Genomic DNA, 17634 nt, shown 5'->3' with positions numbered 1-17634 from the left:
CCCGGCCAGCCGGCGGTTCGCGCCGGCTGGCGTTTCAATCCTGGGGGAGGGTATCATGGCAGCTGCGACAGCGTCGCGAAGCGGGCTGAGATCGGCATTGCCGCTGCTGGCGCCAGCCTATCTCTGGCTGACGGTGGCGATCTTCCTGCCGCTCTCGGCCATGGTCTTTTTCTCGTTCATGACCGAGCTGCCGCTGTCGGGAAAGCCGTGGACATTCACCCTTGGCAACTATGCCACCTTCTTCTCGCAAAGCCTCTATCTGACACTGCTGCTGGCCTCGCTGCGGCTTGGCCTCGAAGTGACGCTGTGGTGCGTCGTCATCGGCTATCCCGCCGCTTACGTGCTCGCCAAAGTGCTGAAGGGGCGCAGCCGCGAGGCGATCTTCCTGCTCGTCATCTTGCCGTTCTGGTCGAACGGGCTGGTGCGCATCTTTTCCTGGGCGATGGTTTTGCGCGAGGGCGGCATTCTCGACACTGCGCTCAACGCCGTGCTGCCGTTCAAGATCAACATCGACCTGATGTATTCCTATCCAGCCGTCATCATCGGGCTGGTGCATTCCTACGTGCCTTACATGGTACTGACCTGCTATCTCACGCTGCAGGCGATCGATGACTCCCTGATTGAGGCCGGGCGTTCGCTTGGCGCTTCGCGGCTACAGGTGCTGAAGCGGGTGATCATCCCGCTGTCGATGCCCGGATTGGTCGCGGGTGCGGCCCTGATCTTCGTCCCCGTCGTCGGCTCGTTCATGGAGCCGCGCATCCTCGGCGGTCGCACCGGCACCCTCTACGGCACGGTCATCGAGGACCAGTTCGTCGCCGTGTTCAACTGGCCGCTCGGTGCCGCGCTTTCCTTCATCCTGCTGGCCGTGGTGCTGGTCATCCTGGCGGTGGCGTCGCCGGTGCTGCGGAGGGCCGCGTGATGGCGACGACCCGCGTCCTCGAATGGCTTGGCCGCTTCTACATCGGTCTGCTGCTCGCCTTCCTCTATCTGCCGATCATCATCATGGCGCTGATGTCGTTCAACGTCTCGCCCTTCTACCAATTGCCGTTCGAATGGACGACCGAATGGTACGCTTCGCTGTGGCAGAACGACCAGCTGATCGCCGCCACCTGGAACAGCGTCGAGATCGCCGTCATCACCACCGTCATCTGTGTCGTGCTCGGCTCGGCGGCATCGCTGGCGCTCTATCGCTATGAGTTTCGCGGCAAGAAATTCCTGCAGGCGCTGTTGTTTCCGCCGATCGCCATTCCGTGGCTGATCACCGGCACGGCGATGCTGATCTTCTTTTTCGGCGTCGGCATCGGTCGCGGGCTGCATGCGATCCTGCTTGGCCATGTCGCACTGGCGCTGCCCTATGTCATCGTCGTCGTCTCGGCCCGGCTGCAGACCTTCGCGCCGGAGCTGGAAGAGGCGGCACGCTCGCTCGGCGCCAACCAGTGGCAGGTAACGAGGCGCGTCACGCTGCCTTGGATCATGCCAGGCGTCATTGCCGGAGGGCTGTTTGCGTTTGCAGTGTCGTTCGACCAGTTCGTGGTGTCCTATTTCCTGGCGACGCCTGGGCAGACGACGCTGCCGGTGGAAATCTACGCCGCGATCCGCAAAGGATTCACGCCCGAGATCAATGCGGTCTCGACGATCATCATTGTCGTGTCGATGGCGCTGATGCTGCTCACGGCGCGGTTCTTCAAATTCGGCGGAGAGAAATAATGGCCGGCGTGCAGGTATCTGATGTCTCGCGCAGTTTCGGCGCACACAAGGCGCTGGACAATGTCTCCATCGATTTCGCCGATGGCGGATTCTATGCGCTGCTGGGGCCGTCGGGCAGCGGCAAGACCACGCTGCTGCGCCAGATTGCCGGTTTCGATTTTCCCGATTCGGGCCGCATCACCATCGGCGGCGAGAGCGTCGAGCGGGTGCCGGTCGAAAAGCGGCGCATCGGCATGGTGTTCCAGAACTATGCGCTGTTTCCCAATATGAGCGTCGCCGACAATGTCGCCTTCGGCCTGTCGGTGCGCGGCGAGGCCAAGGCGGTGATTGCAACGGAGGTGCAGCGCGCGCTCGATCTGGTGCAGCTCGGCAAGCTTGGTGGCCGCCGGCCGCACCAACTCTCCGGCGGGCAGCGGCAGCGTGTGGCTCTCGCCCGCGCTATCGTCACCAAGCCGCGCGTGCTTTTGCTCGACGAGCCGCTCGGCGCGCTCGACAAGGCGCTGCGCGTCGATATGCAGATCGAGCTCAAGCGCATCCAGCGCGAGATCGGCATCACCACCATCTTCGTCACGCACGACCAGGAAGAAGCGCTGACGATGAGCGACCGCATCGGCATATTGCGCGACGGCAGGCTGGTGCAGGAGGGGCCGCCGGAGGAGATCTATAACAGGCCGAAGAGCGAATTCGCCGCCACCTTCCTCGGCGACGCCAACATTTTTCGCGGCGACAGCACGGGCGATGGCATCAGGCTTGCGGACGGAACGGCGATTGCCGCTGGTGTGGGTGCCAAGCTTGCCGCCGGCGCCAAGGCGAGCTGTGCCGTGCGGCCCGAACGCATCCGCATCGCCAGGGATGCCGGAACACCGGATGGCAACGCCAACATGCTCAAGGGACAGGTTTCCAAGCGCATCTTCGCCGGCAGCAACAGCACCTATTTCGTCGAGCGTGCTGGTCAGACGTTGAAAGTGATTGTGCAGAATACCGGCATGGAACGGCTGGCAGAAGGTCAGGATGTCGTGCTGCGCTGGTCGCCTGAAAGCACGGTGTTGATCGCGGCGAACTGATCCTCACCGGGTCTTGCCAGACCGTCCGCAATCAGGGACAGCATAGACGGGCACGACCCGGAGCATACCGATGACCCTGGAACTGACTGCACGCGACCGATCCATGCTCGACGGCGAGCATGGCCTGTCAGCGGCTGCTGCCATGAAAATCCTGGTCGCCTTTTCCAACGCGATCGGGGCGGGCAGCCTGCTCGACATTGCCGGCGCCCATATCGATGGCTGTCTCTACCACGGCAAGGCCGGTCTCGACTTCGTCGAGCGGCTGGTCGAAGGCGGTGGCCGCGTGCAGGTGCCGACGACGCTCAATGTCGGTTCGTTCGATCTCATCCATCCCGGCATGGTGAAAATGCCAGCGGCGGAAGAGGTGCCGGCGCGGCGGTTGATGAAAGCGCATCTGGAGCTCGGCTGCCAGGCGACTTTCACTTGCGCGCCTTACCAGACGCGGTTCCGGCCAAGCTTTGGCCAACAGATCGCCTGGGGGGAATCCAACGCCATCGTCTTTGCCAATTCGGTGATCGGCGCGCGGACCAACCGCTATGGCGATTTCATCGATCTGTGCTGCGCCATGACCGGACGCGCGCCGGCCTGGGGGCTGCATCTGAGCGAGAACCGGCGTGGTCGGATCCTGTTCGAGCTGGATGTTCCGGACAGCGAGCCGAGCGACAGCCTTTTCGTCGGCGTCGGGCTATTGATTGGGCAAGCGAGCGGCGACCGCGTTTCGGTGATTGCCGGCCTGCCGCGGCCGCGCGACGAGGACCAGCTGAAGGCGCTGGGGGCGGCGGCGGCAACGACCGGTGCTGTGGCGCTGTTCCATGCGGTCGGCATCACGCCGGAAGCGATGACGCTTGATGAGGCGTTCCAGGGTCATGCGCCTGACGAGACGATCCGCATTACCCGCGCCGATATCGACCATGCGCTGGCCAGGCTGTCGACCGTGCCCGACGGTGCGCCGCTGGCGGCCGTGTCGCTCGGCACGCCGCATTTTTCGCATGAGGAATGGATGCGACTGTTGCCGTTGCTGCGCGAGGCAGCACCGGGTAGGCGCATTCCGATCTATGTCAACACCGGCCGCGCGACGCTGACGCGATTGCAGGAGGAGGGCGCGCTGGCCGGTATGGAGGCGTTCGGCCTGATCCCGGTCGCCGATACCTGCACCTATGTCACATCGATCCTGGAACGCCTCGATGGCGTGGTGATGACCAATTCCGGCAAATGGGCGCACTACGCACCCGGCAATATCGGTGTGTCCGTCGCCTTTGCCGAGATGCGGGATTGCATCCGCTCTGCTGCGGCCGGGCATGTTGTGCGGAGCGCGTCATGACGCGACCGGTGGAACGAACCGGCACTTTCCAGCTGGCCGGTGACGCTGAGGGTCAGGCGCTGGTGTTTTCGCAACCGCTCAGCTTCTGGGGCGGTATCGATGCCGAGACCGGCGAGATAACAGACCATTCGCACCCCGGCCTCGGCCGAAATGTCGCTGGCAGGATTTTGGTCATGCCGAGCGGGCGCGGCTCGTCGTCTTCATCCTCGGTCCTGGCCGAGGCGATCCGCAGGGGCACGGCGCCGGCCGGTATTCTTCTGGAGCGGCCGGACCCGATCCTGGCGGTCGGTGCCATCGTTGCCGAATTTCTTTATGACATCCGCATGCCGCTGGTGGTGTGCGATATTTCGAACCTTGTCTCCGGTGATCAGATTGATATCGGCATCGGCAAAGACCGCGGGCCGATCATCAGAGTTCACCCCGCCATCAATCCGGCAGAGCCACGCCGCCAATAGGCCGCCGCCAGCGTTTGATCGCGACCAAGCCCCAGCGTGTCGCGCCAACATTCGCGCACGATCTTGGCGGCAGCGGCTTCCGCCGCGAACCAGCCGAAGGCCGAACCGTCCTGCGGCCACGCCACCGAGCGGACAGCCTCGGCCAGCAGTCTGTCCTCGCCCGCCGCCACGCCATCCCGTGTCAGCCAATGAACCTCGATGCCCGTGCCATTGTTGATCGCTTGTCTTTCACCATCATTGGCGATCTCGACGAAGGCGACGCCTTTTGTCCCGGCCGGTAGCGTCTCCAGCAGCCGAGCCAGCGCCGGCAAGCCGGTTTCGTCGGCGCCCATGACGTACCATTCTGCCTGCCGCACCGGACGGCCGACCGGGCCCATGATGCCAACCTTCATGCTGGGCGCGGCCTGCATGGCCCAGGCGGAGCCGACGCTCTCGCCGGGATGGATCAGGAAGTCGACATCGATGATGCCCTTTTCCACGTCAAGCGCGCGGATGGTGTAGACGCGCGCCACCGGGCGCCGGTCGTCGGTGGGCCAGACCGGTAAGCCATTGCCGCCCAGCACCGGCCACAGCGGATCGGGGACGTCCCTGGTCGGAAATAGCATGCGGATATGCATGCCGCCGAACTTGGCGAAGCGCGAGAGATTCTCGCCGGCCAGACGAATGCGGCGCATATTCGGAGTGAGGTCGCGAACATCGGTCACCACCATCTCGCGGAACTGGGCGAGGCTGGTTTCGCCTGAGAGATCGCCGGTCCAGACGATCTCGGGGTTTTCCTCCTTGGCGTAGACCTGTACGGCTGTGGCGAGCAGGTCCTTGATACGGGCGAGCCCGTCGCGGTCGGCAGCATTGGCCCGCATCACCAGCCGCTCCATGTCGAACGAGGCGCCGCCGAAGGCAAAGCGGAAATCGATGCGCTGTCCCTGATGCGAAGCATCGGCCTCGAAGCTCCGCAGCCTGTCGGAGATGCTGTCCATGTAGTCCGGCAGACGCCGCAGGTTGAGCCGTGCCTCGCAGGCCAGTTCACGCACCGATGCTTCGTTCATTGTCAGCCTCCCATCCTGCCGGTGAGGGCCACCTTGAAGGTGCGGCCCTTGCCCTGTTCTGTTGCCGCCGAGGTCGACCATGCGCTTTGCGGATCGGTGTAGGCGGTGTTGAATATGTTATCGACGCCGAAATCGAGCTTGAGGTTGTCGTTGACGCGCCAGTTGGCGAAGACATTGACCAGATCGAAACCGTCATCGACGACCGGCACGGCGTTGGGATTGGTGCGGCTGGTGCGGGTGATCTTGCCGACGCTGAGATATTGCGCGCCGACGGTGAGCTGGTCCTCCAGCATGCGGAAGCCGATCGTGGCCGAGAAGCGGTCGAGCGGCGTGTTGTTCAACGCCTGGCCGGAATAGACGCCGCTGACGACCTTGGCATCGATCAGCGCGCCGGAGAAGTTCACGAAACCCCAGCCATAATCATAAACCATCTCGGCCTCTACGCCCTTCAGGCGTGCGTCGCCGATGTTGATTGCCGTGCGCGGCAGCACGGTGAGGTCGACGTCGATGTAGTCCTCGACGTCAGTGTGGAAAACGTTGACCTTGGCGCGCAGCCGATCACCCGCCGTCAGCACATCGTCATATTTCACGTTGACGCCGGCCTCCCAGTTCTTCGCCGTCTCGGGCTGCAGCAGAAGATTGGGCCGATATGTATCACCGCCGCCATGCGCGCCGCCGCCACGGAAGACATCCTGCAGACCCGGCGCCCGGTAGCCTTCGGAATAGGTGCCATAGAGCTGGAAGCCATCGAATGGCGTGACGCCGACGGTGAGGCGCGGCGACCAACGATCGCCGGAGATCGAGGCTTCCTGCGGTGACGGGATGCGCGTCTCGCCATCGAGCTGGTAGCCGTCATAGCGCATCGCCGCGATGACCTGCAGCCAGTCCCCGTAATCGCCCTGCCACTGCAGGAAGCCGCCATAGCCCTGCTGTTGGCCAGCGCCGAAATGCGCCGCTTCCGAGGAGGCCTCGAGATAGTAGTAGTCGAGTCCGTAGGTCAGCGTATGTGCTAGTCCCCAGACGTCGAAACGCGAGGAGTTCTTCACATTGAAACCTGTCGTGGCCACGTCGTAGAAGCGGAAATTGCCGATCGCCGAGGTCGGCCAGACCTGCGTCTGCTCGGCGCGGGTGCGGTTGTGATAGGCATTGGCGCTGAAGTCGATCAGCGCGTTGTCGTCGGGCTTCCAGGTGTAAGCGGCGGTGTAGGTCTGGTTGGTGGTGTCGGTGTCATAGCGGCTCAGGGTCGGCGAGGCCGAGCCGCTCGATCCGGTGATCTGGTCGTTGTAGCGCTGCAGGATGGCGCCGAGCTTCAGCTCATGGCCATCGGCCGGCCGCAACGTCGCCTTCACATAGCCGCTGGTCACCCGCTCGCCGGTCCATGGCACGGTGTCGCCATTGCCATCGGTGTAGCTGTCGCGGTCGCGGTAGATGAGGTTGCCGATGATATCGGCATCGTCGCTGAAGCGGTAGGCACCGGTGGTGCTGGTGGTGAAGCCGTCGCCATTGTCCTCGTAGCCGAGCTTCTCGCTCAGCGCCCAGCGCTCATCCTTCTTGAGGAAATCGCCGGCATCCTTGGTCTCGAAGGAGACGACGCCGCCGATGCCGCCGGAACCATAGGCATTCGAGACCGGACCGCGAATGACGGTGGCTTCCTTGATCAGGTCGGGTTCGACATAGAACGAGCCAGAGCCATGACCGACGCGCCAGTAGTCCTGGCGGGCGCCGTCGAGGGTGACGACGACGCGGCCATATTGCTCCAGGCCGCGGATGTTGATGGCGGTTGCGGGATCGTCGCCATTCATCGAGGCAGCGACGCCCGGTGTGGTGCGGAAGATGTCGGCGGCTGTGTCGGGCTGGATGCGGTCGAGTTCGTCCTGATCGACGGCGCTGATGGCGGCCATCGATTCGATCACCGCCGTTTTGATCATCGTTGCCGAGATGGTGATCACGTCGAGCATCGTCGCCGGCTGGTTCTGCGCGACACTGGCCGGCGCCAGGCGGCCGGTCTTGGCGGCGGCCTTTTTCTCCCGGTCCTGTTCCTGCGCGCTGGCAAGAGGCACGGCGCAGAGGCCGAGCACGAAGGCGAGCGCCGTGCTCGCCATCAATGTCGTGTTTGTTGTCGTTGTCATGCAGCCCCCAAGCAAAAGCAAAACTGCTGGCGGTGGCTGAGCGGCCTTGGCTGGCATTATTGAAAATCCCTCGACCAGGCAGGTCAGGGCACGGGTCACATATTAAAACATGATGACATAAGTCAACTTTAAATTTATAGCCGACCATCCTCGAGAAGCATCTGGCACGGGAACAGCGGCATGGTCGGCAGTTTAGGCGAAGGCAAGACGATCCACTGGTCGCAACCGGGCAGGATCGCGGCGGTGCTGCTTCTGGCACTGTCGGTGCTGGTGCCTTCCTGCGGCTTCAAGGCGCTGGCCGCCGAGACCGTTGTCGATGCGCTGGGGCGAACCGTCGTGCCGGGCGCGGCGACCCGGATCGTGACGCTCGGTTCCGACGTCACCGAGATCGTCCACGCGCTGGGCGCCGGCGGGCGAATCGTCGCTATCGATCGCGGCAGCAAATATCCGCCTGAAGTCGCGCAAAAACCCAATGTCGGCTACCGCCGCCAGCTTTCGGTCGAGGGGCTGGCCAGCCTGCGTCCCGACCTGATCCTGGCCGCAGAAGACAGCGGGCCTCCTGAAGCGGTCGAGGTGCTGAAGTCGCTGGCAATCCCGATCGTCTTGGTCCCGCAGGACAATAGCCCGCAAGGCATCGAGCACAAGATCACGTTGATCGCCGCCAGCCTTGGGCTCGAGGACAAGGGCAAGGCGGTTTCCGCCGAGGTGCTCACCGCCTTTCAGGCTGCCGCGGATCTGGCGTCGCAAATTCCGCCGGAGCGGCGCAAGAAGGTGGTGTTCTTCCATGGCCTGGTACGTCTGAGCGCTGCCGGCGCGGGTACTTCTGCCGACGCCATCATCCGCTATGCCGGCGGCCTCAACCCTATGGACATCGTACAGGGCTACAAGGCGGCGTCGGAGGAAAAACTGATCGAGATGGCGCCTGACGTCATCCTGATGATGGGCGACGGCAAGGGCGGGCCGTCGGCCGAGCTGGTGTTCGGCAACCGCGCGCTGGCGGCAACGCCGGCGGCAGCCAACAAGGCGCTGGTCGTGCTCGACGGCGCCTACATGATCGGCTTCGGCCCGCGCACATCGGATGCGATCCGCGACCTGGCGAAAGCGCTCTATCCGGAAGGGGAATGACGTCGCGAAAATCGCAAGACGGTTCGGCTGGGCAGTACAATTTCGTCGCCGAACCCCGTTGCGCTTCATAAATGCTGTCCGTCCGGATTTCTCCGGATCGGCTTCCGCCCGAACAAACTTGGCGGCTCGGCCTGAAACATTGGCACGATATTCTAAGCCGCGCGGTTGACCGTGAATGCGCTCTCCAGCCTATAATTATACTAAATTCATAGACTAACTGCAAACGCTCGGAGCGCTCGCATCTTGGCCTGTGAAAATGGTTGAACAAGGGAGCGCATCGATGCCGAAAACAGAGTCCAATCCGGTCGACCTCGGCACCAGGGCCGCCGACTTCCTGCTGCCCGACGCGCAAGGTGTGCTGCACCGCCTTGCCGATTTCGACGCCAAGCCGGCCTTGCTCGTCGCTTTCATCTCCAACCGCTGCCCGTTCGTCGTGCTGATCCGCGAGCAGCTTGCCGCTTTCGCCAGGGATTACGCCGGCAAGGGGCTGCAGGTGGTGGCGATCAACGCCAACGACCACGAGGCGCATCCGGAGGAGACGCTCGCCCGCATCGGCGAGGAAGCCGAAAAATTCGGCTATTCCTTCCCCTATCTCAAGGATGCGTCGCAGCAGACGGCGAAAGCCTATGGCGCGGCTTGCACGCCCGACTTCTTCCTGTTCGGCACTGACCGGCGGCTCGCCTATCACGGCCAGTTCGACGATGCGCGGCCGGGCAACGGCAAGCCGGTGACGGGTGCCGATCTGCGCGCGGCGGTCGATACGGTGCTGGAGGGCGGCAGGCCCACTGCCAGCCAGGCGCCGTCGATCGGCTGCAACATCAAGTGGAGCGCGGGCAACGAGCCGGTGTGGTCTTCCAGCGCGGCCCGCGCGGCCTAGCGCCTGCTTCGACTTTATTCGCCAGGTCTCCATGCCCAAGCCGCAAAAATCCGCTTCCGACAGCTTGCTGCTCCAGGCCGACGTGCTGGTGCTGGGCGGCGGTCCGTCGGCAGCTTGGGCAGCAGTCGCCGCGGCCGAGGCCGGCGCCAAGGTGGTGCTGGCCGACAAGGGCTATCTCGGCACCAGCGGCGCCACCGCGCCGTCCAACACCGGCACCTGGTGCGTGCCGCCGGGCGACAACAGGCATGCCGTGGTCGAGCGACGCTGGCAGCGCACCGGCGAACTCGCCGACCCGCGCTGGATGCTGCGCTGCGTTGACACCGCCTACCGCAACCTGCTCAGGCTCTCCGAATGGGGCTATCCCTTCCCGAGCGAGGATGACGGCCGGCTCTACATCGCCAATCTGCGCGGCCCGGACTACATGCGCTTCATGCGCCGCCGCGTGCTTTTGGCCGGCGTCACCGTCCTCGACCATCATCCCGCGCTCGAACTTTTGTCGGACGGCGATGCCATCGTCGGCGCCGCCGGTGTCGCCAGGCAGATCGGCCAGGATTGGCGCGTCGACGCCAACGCGGTGGTGCTGGCGACCGGTGGCTGCGCTTTCCGCGAGCGCATCCTCGGCGCGACCGGGCTGACCGGCGACGGCTATCTGATGGCGGCGGAGGCCGGCGCCAGCCTGTCGGGCATGGAGTTCACCGGCAAATACACGCTGGCGCCCTACGGCTCCTCGTTGAACAAGGGGCTGCCGTTCCGCTGGGCGTCGTTCCATCGCGAAGATGGCTCACCGATCGTCGGGCCGACCGGCGAGCCGTTGCGCAACGGCATCGGCGACCGCGAGGAGGAAGTGGCGCGCGCGCTGATCGACGGCCCGGTCTACGCGCGGCTCGATCAGGCCGAACCAGCGCTGCAGGGCTGGCTGCGCCAGGGCCAGCCGAATTGCTTCGTGCCCTATGACCGCGCCGGCATCGACCCTTTCAGCGAGCTGTTCCGCATCACCCTGCGCGCCGAAGGCACGGTGCGCGGCACGGGCGGCATAGACATCGTCTCCGACGATTGCGCCACCGGCGTACCCGGCCTCTATGTCGCCGGCGACGCGGCCAGCCGCGAGATCATGACCGGTGCGGTGTCGGGCGGCGGCGCCGTCAATTCGTCCTGGGCGCTGGCCAGCGGCTGGTGGGCGGGCAAGGGCGCTTCGACCCATGCCAAGCGCCGGACCGGCAAGGCATTCCGCACTGAGGTGCAGTCGCTTGGCCAGGCTGGATTACGTCCTGCATCATCGCCGCGCGTCGACATCTCGGCAGGCGAAGTCATCGAGGCGGTGCGCAGTGAGGTGACGCCGCTCGACAAGAATTTCTTCCGCACCGGCGAAGGCCTGGAGAAAAGCGGCGAGCGGTTGGAGAGTGTCTGGCGCGACGTGCGCGACCATCTGCAAGGCGACGGGCTGGATAGGGTCCGTACCCGAGAGGCAGCTTCGATCGCCGCCGCCGGGCGCTGGTCCGTGGCCGCAGCGCTGCACCGCACCGAGAGCCGCGGTATGCATCGCCGCACCGATTTGCCGGGCAAGAGCCCGGCCTTCGCGCACCGGCTGGTCATCACCGGTGTGGATGCGTTCCGCATCGCAGGCGCGCCTGAGCGGCTGGCGGAGCTGGCGTCATGATCGAGATCGTCTCGGCCACGCGCTGTGTCGAATGCGACATCTGCGTCAAGGTGTGCCCGGCCAACGTCTTCGACGCGACCGAGAGCGGCGTGCCAGTGATCGCCCGCCAGGAGGACTGCCAGACCTGCTTCCTGTGCGAAATCTACTGCCCGACCGACGCGCTCTATGTGGCCGAGTTCGCCGAAGGGCCGACCGGCATCACGGAAGCTCAGGCCGACGCCCGACAGCTGTTTGGCTCCTATGCCCGCGCGCTCGGCTGGAAGCGCGGCAAGGCCGGCGGCTCGGAATTCGACCCGACGCACCGCATCCGCGTGGCGCAGTGAACCGATCGGAGACAGATATGGACCGTATCGTCGTCAGCGACATCAGCAAGACCTTCCAGCTCAAGCCGGGGCAGTTCGTCACCGTCGATGGCGAGGCGACCGACCGCGTCATCGTGCTCGATGGCGTTGACCTCTCGATCCGCAAGGGCGAGTTCATCACGCTGGTCGGCCCCAGCGGCTCGGGCAAGTCGGTGCTGCTCGACATCATTGGCGGGCTGACGCAGGCGACCGGCGGCGACGTCAAGCTCGATGGCCGGCGCATCACCAGGCCCGACCCGAAGACCGGCTATGTCTTCCAGCAATATGCGCTGTTTCCCTGGCGCACGGCGCTCGCCAACATCGAATATGCGCTGGAAGTGCGCGGCGTGGCCAAGGCTGAGCGCACGGCGACGGCCCGCCATCTGTTGTCGCTGTTCGGCCTTGCCGGCTTCGAGGACCGTTTTCCCAACCAGCTGTCCGGCGGCATGCAGCAGCGTGTGGCGATCGCGCGTGCGCTGGCCAGCAACCCGGAAGTGTTGCTGATGGATGAGCCGTTCGCGGCGCTCGACCAGCAGACGCGCGAGCTTCTGCAAGGCGAGCTGCTGCGGATCTGGGGCAAGATCAACACGACTGTCATTTTCGTCACCCACTCGATCGACGAGGCGATCTTCCTCGCCGACCGGGTGGTGGTGATGACGGCGCGGCCGGGCGCGGTGAAGGAGATCATCGATATCGACCTGCCACGGCCGCGCGACGGCGACATCCGCGCCAGCGCCGAATTCAATCTATATCGCGCTCGCGTCTGGGACGTGCTGCGCGACGAGGTCAACAAGGCGCAGAAGGACTGGACTCTGTCGCCAGCCTTCAGTCACTGAGGAACTGGACCCATGGCCTATCTGACCGAGAAGTTTGGCTCCGCTGGAGCGCTCCACCTGTTTGCCGGCGCTGGCGAAACGGTCGCCGCCGCCAGGGTCCCCGCCATCAAGGCCAACGCCAAGATCCGGAGCAAGAAAGCGAGCCGCGGCACATTCCTCTATGGCTTGCCGCTGCTCGGCCTGTTCTTCCTGCTGTGGGAGATCGCGCCCCGGCTCGGCTGGCTGAACCGGATCTTCTTTCCGCCGCTGAGCGAGGTGCTGGTCGCCTGGTGGGCGCTGCTCGCCTCGGGCGTGCTGATCGAGCATATCGGCATAAGCCTGCAGCGCGCTGCGATCGGCTTCGCACTCGGCGTGGTGGTGGCCATCCCGCTCGGTCTGTTGATGGGGCGCTATTCGCTGTTCGAGAAGGTTTCCGACCTTTTGGTGCAGACGCTGCGCAACACCTCGCAATTCGCACTGCTGCCGGTGTTCATCCTGCTGCTCGGCATCGGCGAGGAATCGAAGGTGGCGATCACCTTCTACTCCTCGGTTTTCTTTCTCCTCGTCAACACGATCAGCGGCGTCAAGTCGGTCGATCCGCTGCTCATCAAGGCGGCGCGCTCGATGGGCACGTCCGACTTCGACCTGTTCCGGAAAGTCATCCTGCCGGCCAGCATTCCCTCGATCGTCGCCGGCGCTCGGCTGGCGGTGAAATCCTCGCTGTTCGCGGTCATCGGCGCCGAGATGCTGGCGGCCAAATCCGGCCTCGGTTTCCTCATCCAGAATTCGCAGCTGATGATGGAAACGGCCGACATGTATGCCGGCATCCTGACGCTGACCGTCATCGGCCTGACCGTCAATTACCTGCTCGTCTGGTTCGAGCGCTGGGCAACAGCCTGGAAGGGCCAGTCCGAGACCTCGCTCATTTAAGCGGCCCCATTCATTCCAAACAGGAAGGATTTTCCCATGCCCAACATTCCATTCGACGCAATTCGCCGGCTGCTGCTGAAGGGCGCCATTGCCGTCGTCATCGGCCTTGGCGGCATGCCTGCCTTCGCACAGGACAAGCCTGACATCATCCGCATCGGCAGCACGGCGCCGGGGCACCTCAAATTCATCCTCGCCCAGAAGGACGGCTGGTGGGACAAGGAATTCGCCAAGGACGGCATCAAGGTCGAACTGGTGACCTTCAACGGCGGCTCGGAAGCCACGACGGCATTGGCGACCGGCGCCATCGAGTTCACCTATACCGGCAACAATCCGGCGCTGCGCGTTGCTGCGTCCGGCGCCGACGTCAAGCTGATCGGCCTGTCGAGCTATGTGAAGGCCGGCGGTTCCTACATCGTCGTCAAAACCGACTCGCCGTTGAAGACGCTGCAGGATCTCAGGGGCAAGAAGGTCGCCTATCTCACCGGAACGGTGCGGCATTCGAACTTCAGCAAGGCACTGAACAGCGTCGGCCTGACCACCAATGACGTCGAAGGTCTGAACCTGCCTTTCGAGGCATCCGGCCCGGCGCTGCTGCGCGGCGATATCGACGCCATTGTCGAGACGGATTCGACGGCGGCCAAGCTGGTCGACACCGGCGAGGCGCGGGTGCTGTTCGACACCAGCACCCATCCGGAATGGAACGTGCCGAACGTCATCTCGGTCAACGGCGCCTTCGCGGCGAAATATCCCGATCTGGTCAAGCGGCTGCTGAAGGTCGACATCGAGATTTCGCGTTGGGCCGACGCTCATCCGGACGAGACGATCAAGACGTTTGTGGAGGCGACCAAGTCGTCGGAGAAATCCGTCCGCAAGACCTATGCCGACGGGGTGTTCCACCAGGATCCGAAACTCACCGACGACGCGATCGCCGCCTTGCAGGGCGAGGAGAAATTCATGGCCAGCGCCGGGCTCCTGAAGGGCTCGATCGACTACGGAAAATGGGTCGACAAGAGCTTTGTCGATGGCGCCGCGGCTGAAGTCGCTGCCGTCCAATAGACTGGAAGCATCGAGCGGGGCGGGCGCTTTACCGCGCTGCCCCGTTCGTCTGGTCCGTCAAATCTCTGGGATGTTCTCCTTGAAGATCACCTGCAGCCTTGGCTGGTGCAGTTCATAGGGCAATCCCCGGACCGCATGGGTCAAAGTGTTGAGCGCTTCGCGGGCTTCGACGCGCGGGTTCTGGTCGATGACCGCGTCGAGCGTGCCGTCGAGCAGAAGGTCCTTGGTGCCGTCCGTCACCTCGTGGCCGAGGAAGACCATGGACTGGGCGCGGCCGTGCTCCTTGAGCGCGCGGGCGATGCCGGTGTTGCCGGCGCCGACATTGTAGATCGCGGCAAGGTCGGGGTGCCGTTCCAGCAGGGCCGATGCCTCCGAATAGGCCTTCTCGCGGTCGTCGAGCATTTCGCGCATCTCGACGATCTGCAGGTTGGGTGATTCCTCGGTCAGGACGTGGCGGAACCCCATCTCGCGTTCTTCGTGGCCGCGATAGGACAGCGAGCCGGCGAACAGCGCCACCTTGCCCGGATGCCCCGATCCCATGAAGCGGTTGAGCAGATAGCCGGCCAGCCGCCCGGCGGCGCGGTTGTCGATGCCGATATAGGCGACCCTGGGCACATGCAGGATGTCGGAGGCGATGGTCACCACCTTGATATCGTTGGCCGACAGGGATCGGATCGCTTCGCGCACCGTCGGATGGTCGAGCGCTATAACGCCGACGCCTTGCGTCTGTCCGCGCAGGTCCTGCAGCAGGCGGGCGAGCCGGTCAGGATTGAAGCCCTCGATGGTGGCGATATGGACATCGAGGTCGGGCCGCGCCAGAGCCTGTGCCTCGATGTGCCGGTGCAGCATCTTGATGAAGGAATTGGTGCCGGCCGGCAGCGCGAAGTCGAGCCGGATGACCTCGCCAGGCGAGGGCCGTGGCGGCGCGCCGTTCGGGCCTTCGGCGATGTAGCCGAGGCGCTGCGCCATTTCGAGCACGATTTCGCGCGTGCGCGCCCGCACGCCGGGTCGGTTGTTGAGCACGCGGTCGACGGTGGCGGCCGAGACGCCGGCTTCCCGGGCTATGTCAGTCAGGGTGGAACGCACCGTCTTTCATCTCCTGCATGCGTCAGATCGGCTGGTGACGGCTTCCCCGCCATCGGCGATTCTGATGGGAAATGATGTATCCGCCCTTAGCCCATGCGCAAGCCGCCGCGCTAAATCAAATGGTCCGGCAGGGCTGCGCAGGGCCGGGAAGGGTCGTGTGCCCTCAAATTGAAGCACCCGGCATGATGCATGGATCCCGTTTTTGTGCATTTCCTTGCCCTATTGCGATGTTGTGAGGTGTTTTGATTATTTATGATGTTGACAGCCTTGCCATGCTGCCGTCAATATCCCTCATAAGGGCCGTGGAGGAAACGTGGCCCTGAGGGAGGAGTTTCAATGTCTGACTTGATCCGCATCTCGCGGCGCCGGCTGCTGGCATCCGGAGGAAAGGCGGCTGTGATCATGGCCGCCGCTGGTATCGCACCCCAATTCATTCGTCCCGGCCGCGCCTATGCGGCCGACGCGCTGGCGCCAGGCATGATCGGCGGCCCGACGGGCTTCGATGGAGCCGAGCGCTACCAGTATGGCGCCGACACGCCGGAAGGCCGCGCCATCGAGGCGGCCAAGGCGCTGAAGGGCGCCGGCAAGGCGCCCGCCAAGATCGTGCTCGGCCTGTCCGACGGCTCGATCGGCCAGCTCACGCAGCCGTTCCCGGCCGGTGCGCCGTCGATCAAGGAGCTGTGGGAAAAGGAAACCGGCATCGCGATCGAAATCGTCGGTTTGCCGAACGGCCAGGAATTCACCAAGACGATGCAGGACATCTCCACCAAGGGTGGGGCCTACGACATCTATTCGACCGAATGGAACCGCCTCGGCGACCTCGCCGAAACCGGCGGCATCGCCAAGCTCGATGACTTTGTCGCGCAGCACAAGCCCGAATGGGACGATCCCGTCAGCGGCTATGTCAACGGCGCCAAGGGCGTGTCGCTGCTCAACAAATACCGCGGCTCCAACTATGGCGTATCGCTGGACGGCGACTTCCAGACCTGGGTCTACCGCACCGACCTGTTCGGCGACGAAGCCGAGAAGAAGGCCTTCAAGGACAAATACGGCTACGATCTGGCGCCGCCGAAGACCTGGAAGCAGCATGGCGACATCGCCGCCTTCTTCCAGCGTCCGGACAAGGGCCTGTTCGGCTCGACCGACCTGCGCAACCAGGGCTGGGGCTACACCAACTGGTACCAGCGCTATGTCTCGATGGCTTCGCCCAACCAATTCCTGTTTGGCGATGACGGCAAGCCGATGATCAATTCCGAGCAAGGCATCGCCGCCACCAACGAATATGTCGCTTCGCTCGCGCATCACTCGCCGGATGCGATCTCCTGGGGCTGGCCGGAGCAATACGGCAACTTCGCCAAGGGTGGTGCGGCGATGACCTGCGCCTTCTCCAACCTGCCGAAATTCCTCGACAATGCCGGCAACAAGGACTCAGCCGTCACCGGCAAGATCGGCTCGATGCTGCCGCCAGGCCGCGAGATCGACTCCAAGCTGATCAGCCGCTCCGTGCTGTGGTTCTCGCTGACCGGCATGGTTTCGTCGCAGTCGAAGAACCAGGAGGTTGCCTATCTCCTGCTGCAATGGCTGGGCTCGGCCCGTATTTACGCCTGGATGAGTGCCAATCCCGGCGGTTATCTGGACCCGTTCCGGCTTTCGGACTTCTCCGATCCGCTGGTGCGCCAGACCTATCATGCCTACCACATGGACGTCGTGCGCGAGACGGTGGCGCGCACCGTGCCGACCATCAACTATCCCGGCGCGACAGCCTTCCACAATGCGCTCGACGAGAACCTCATGGCGGCGCTGACCAAGGCCAAGACATCGGAGCAGGCGATGGCCGATACGGAGGCGGAGTGGAAGAAGATCGTGCGGCGCACCGGCGAGGACAAACTGCTCGAAGCCATCAAGACCAACAAGGAGGCCTGGCCGACAGTTCTCGACCCGATCGTCTGATCCATCTCCCTGGATCACATCGAAGGAGGGGAGGAGCCTGCTTTTCCCCTCCGCCCACAACGCCACCAGCAAAGC

The 17634-nt window shown here is 64.2% G+C and carries 16 protein-coding genes; 13 read left to right on the top strand and 3 right to left on the bottom strand.

Features of this window, described 5'->3' with window-relative positions:
• Window positions 1–55 precede the first annotated feature (55 nt).
• The 5 genes from M729_RS0103085 to M729_RS0103065 all read left to right on the top strand — a co-directional run bounded on the left by M729_RS0103085 (window position 56) and on the right by M729_RS0103065 (window position 4547).
• On the top strand, window positions 56–919 hold the full coding sequence (locus M729_RS0103085) for an ABC transporter permease (protein WP_027160725.1): 864 nt from the start codon (window positions 56–58) through the stop codon (window positions 917–919).
• Window positions 919–1707, top strand: a complete 789-nt coding sequence (locus M729_RS0103080) for an ABC transporter permease (RefSeq protein ID WP_013530807.1) — start codon at window positions 919–921, stop codon at window positions 1705–1707. The genes M729_RS0103085 and M729_RS0103080 overlap by 1 nt, the downstream gene beginning before the upstream one ends.
• Window positions 1707–2771: an ABC transporter ATP-binding protein gene (locus tag M729_RS0103075; RefSeq protein WP_027160724.1), complete on the top strand. Its 1065-nt coding sequence runs from the start codon at window positions 1707–1709 to the stop codon at window positions 2769–2771. Before M729_RS0103080 ends, M729_RS0103075 begins: the two co-directional genes overlap by 1 nt.
• A 70-nt stretch (window positions 2772–2841) precedes the next feature.
• Window positions 2842–4092 (top strand): aconitase X, encoded by a 1251-nt coding sequence (locus M729_RS0103070; protein WP_013530809.1) that lies wholly within the window; start codon window positions 2842–2844, stop codon window positions 4090–4092.
• On the top strand, window positions 4089–4547 hold the full coding sequence (locus tag M729_RS0103065; RefSeq protein WP_013530810.1) for a DUF126 domain-containing protein: 459 nt from the start codon (window positions 4089–4091) through the stop codon (window positions 4545–4547). The genes M729_RS0103070 and M729_RS0103065 overlap by 4 nt, the downstream gene beginning before the upstream one ends.
• Here M729_RS0103065 and M729_RS0103060 read toward each other — a convergent pair.
• Window positions 4508–5593 carry a siderophore-interacting protein gene (locus tag M729_RS0103060; protein WP_032807968.1) on the bottom strand — a complete coding sequence of 362 codons (1086 nt, stop codon included), beginning with the start codon at window positions 5591–5593 and terminating at the stop codon, window positions 4508–4510. The genes M729_RS0103065 and M729_RS0103060 overlap by 40 nt on opposite strands.
• Before the next feature lie 2 nt (window positions 5594–5595).
• Window positions 5596–7722: a TonB-dependent hemoglobin/transferrin/lactoferrin family receptor gene (locus M729_RS0103055; protein WP_027160722.1), complete on the bottom strand. Its 2127-nt coding sequence runs from the start codon at window positions 7720–7722 to the stop codon at window positions 5596–5598.
• A gap of 180 nt (window positions 7723–7902) precedes the next feature.
• Here M729_RS0103055 and M729_RS0103050 point away from each other — a divergent pair, with 180 nt between their 5' ends.
• The 7 genes from M729_RS0103050 to M729_RS0103020 all read left to right on the top strand — a co-directional run bounded on the left by M729_RS0103050 (window position 7903) and on the right by M729_RS0103020 (window position 14523).
• Window positions 7903–8847 (top strand): ABC transporter substrate-binding protein, encoded by a 945-nt coding sequence (locus tag M729_RS0103050; protein ID WP_024501573.1) that lies wholly within the window; start codon window positions 7903–7905, stop codon window positions 8845–8847.
• Between the two features lie 280 nt (window positions 8848–9127).
• Entirely contained in the window at window positions 9128–9724 is a 597-nt protein-coding gene (locus M729_RS0103045) for a thioredoxin family protein (RefSeq protein ID WP_013530814.1), read from the top strand.
• Window positions 9725–9755: 31 nt separating this feature from the next.
• A complete protein-coding gene (locus M729_RS0103040; protein WP_024501571.1) occupies window positions 9756–11381 on the top strand; it encodes an FAD-binding protein in 1626 nt (541 codons plus the stop codon).
• The gene (locus M729_RS0103035; protein WP_013530816.1) at window positions 11378–11704 is read left to right on the top strand and encodes a ferredoxin family protein; all 327 of its coding nucleotides are present in this window, start codon (window positions 11378–11380) and stop codon (window positions 11702–11704) included. Before M729_RS0103040 ends, M729_RS0103035 begins: the two co-directional genes overlap by 4 nt.
• A gap of 17 nt (window positions 11705–11721) precedes the next feature.
• A complete protein-coding gene (locus M729_RS0103030) occupies window positions 11722–12558 on the top strand; it encodes an ABC transporter ATP-binding protein (RefSeq protein ID WP_024501570.1) in 837 nt (278 codons plus the stop codon).
• A 12-nt stretch (window positions 12559–12570) separates the two neighbouring features.
• Window positions 12571–13467: an ABC transporter permease gene (locus M729_RS0103025; RefSeq protein ID WP_024501569.1), complete on the top strand. Its 897-nt coding sequence runs from the start codon at window positions 12571–12573 to the stop codon at window positions 13465–13467.
• Between the two features lie 36 nt (window positions 13468–13503).
• On the top strand, window positions 13504–14523 hold the full coding sequence (locus M729_RS0103020) for an aliphatic sulfonate ABC transporter substrate-binding protein (RefSeq protein ID WP_024501568.1): 1020 nt from the start codon (window positions 13504–13506) through the stop codon (window positions 14521–14523).
• Between the two features lie 57 nt (window positions 14524–14580).
• On the opposite strand, the gene M729_RS0103015 is transcribed toward M729_RS0103020, so the two are convergent.
• Window positions 14581–15609, bottom strand: a complete 1029-nt coding sequence (locus M729_RS0103015; protein WP_024501567.1) for a LacI family DNA-binding transcriptional regulator — start codon at window positions 15607–15609, stop codon at window positions 14581–14583.
• Window positions 15610–15945: 336 nt separating this feature from the next.
• Between M729_RS0103015 and M729_RS0103010 the strand changes: the two genes are divergently transcribed.
• On the top strand, window positions 15946–17559 hold the full coding sequence (locus M729_RS0103010; protein ID WP_027160720.1) for an extracellular solute-binding protein: 1614 nt from the start codon (window positions 15946–15948) through the stop codon (window positions 17557–17559).
• The last annotated feature ends 75 nt before the right edge of the window (window positions 17560–17634 follow it).

Origin of the sequence: Mesorhizobium sp. WSM1293 (genome assembly GCF_000513875.1) — a bacterium.
GTDB classification, from domain to species: Bacteria; Pseudomonadota; Alphaproteobacteria; order Rhizobiales; family Rhizobiaceae; genus Mesorhizobium; species Mesorhizobium ciceri.
The sequence above is the reverse complement of the archived record's forward strand: the minus strand, read 5'-3'. Positions and strand labels throughout refer to the sequence as shown.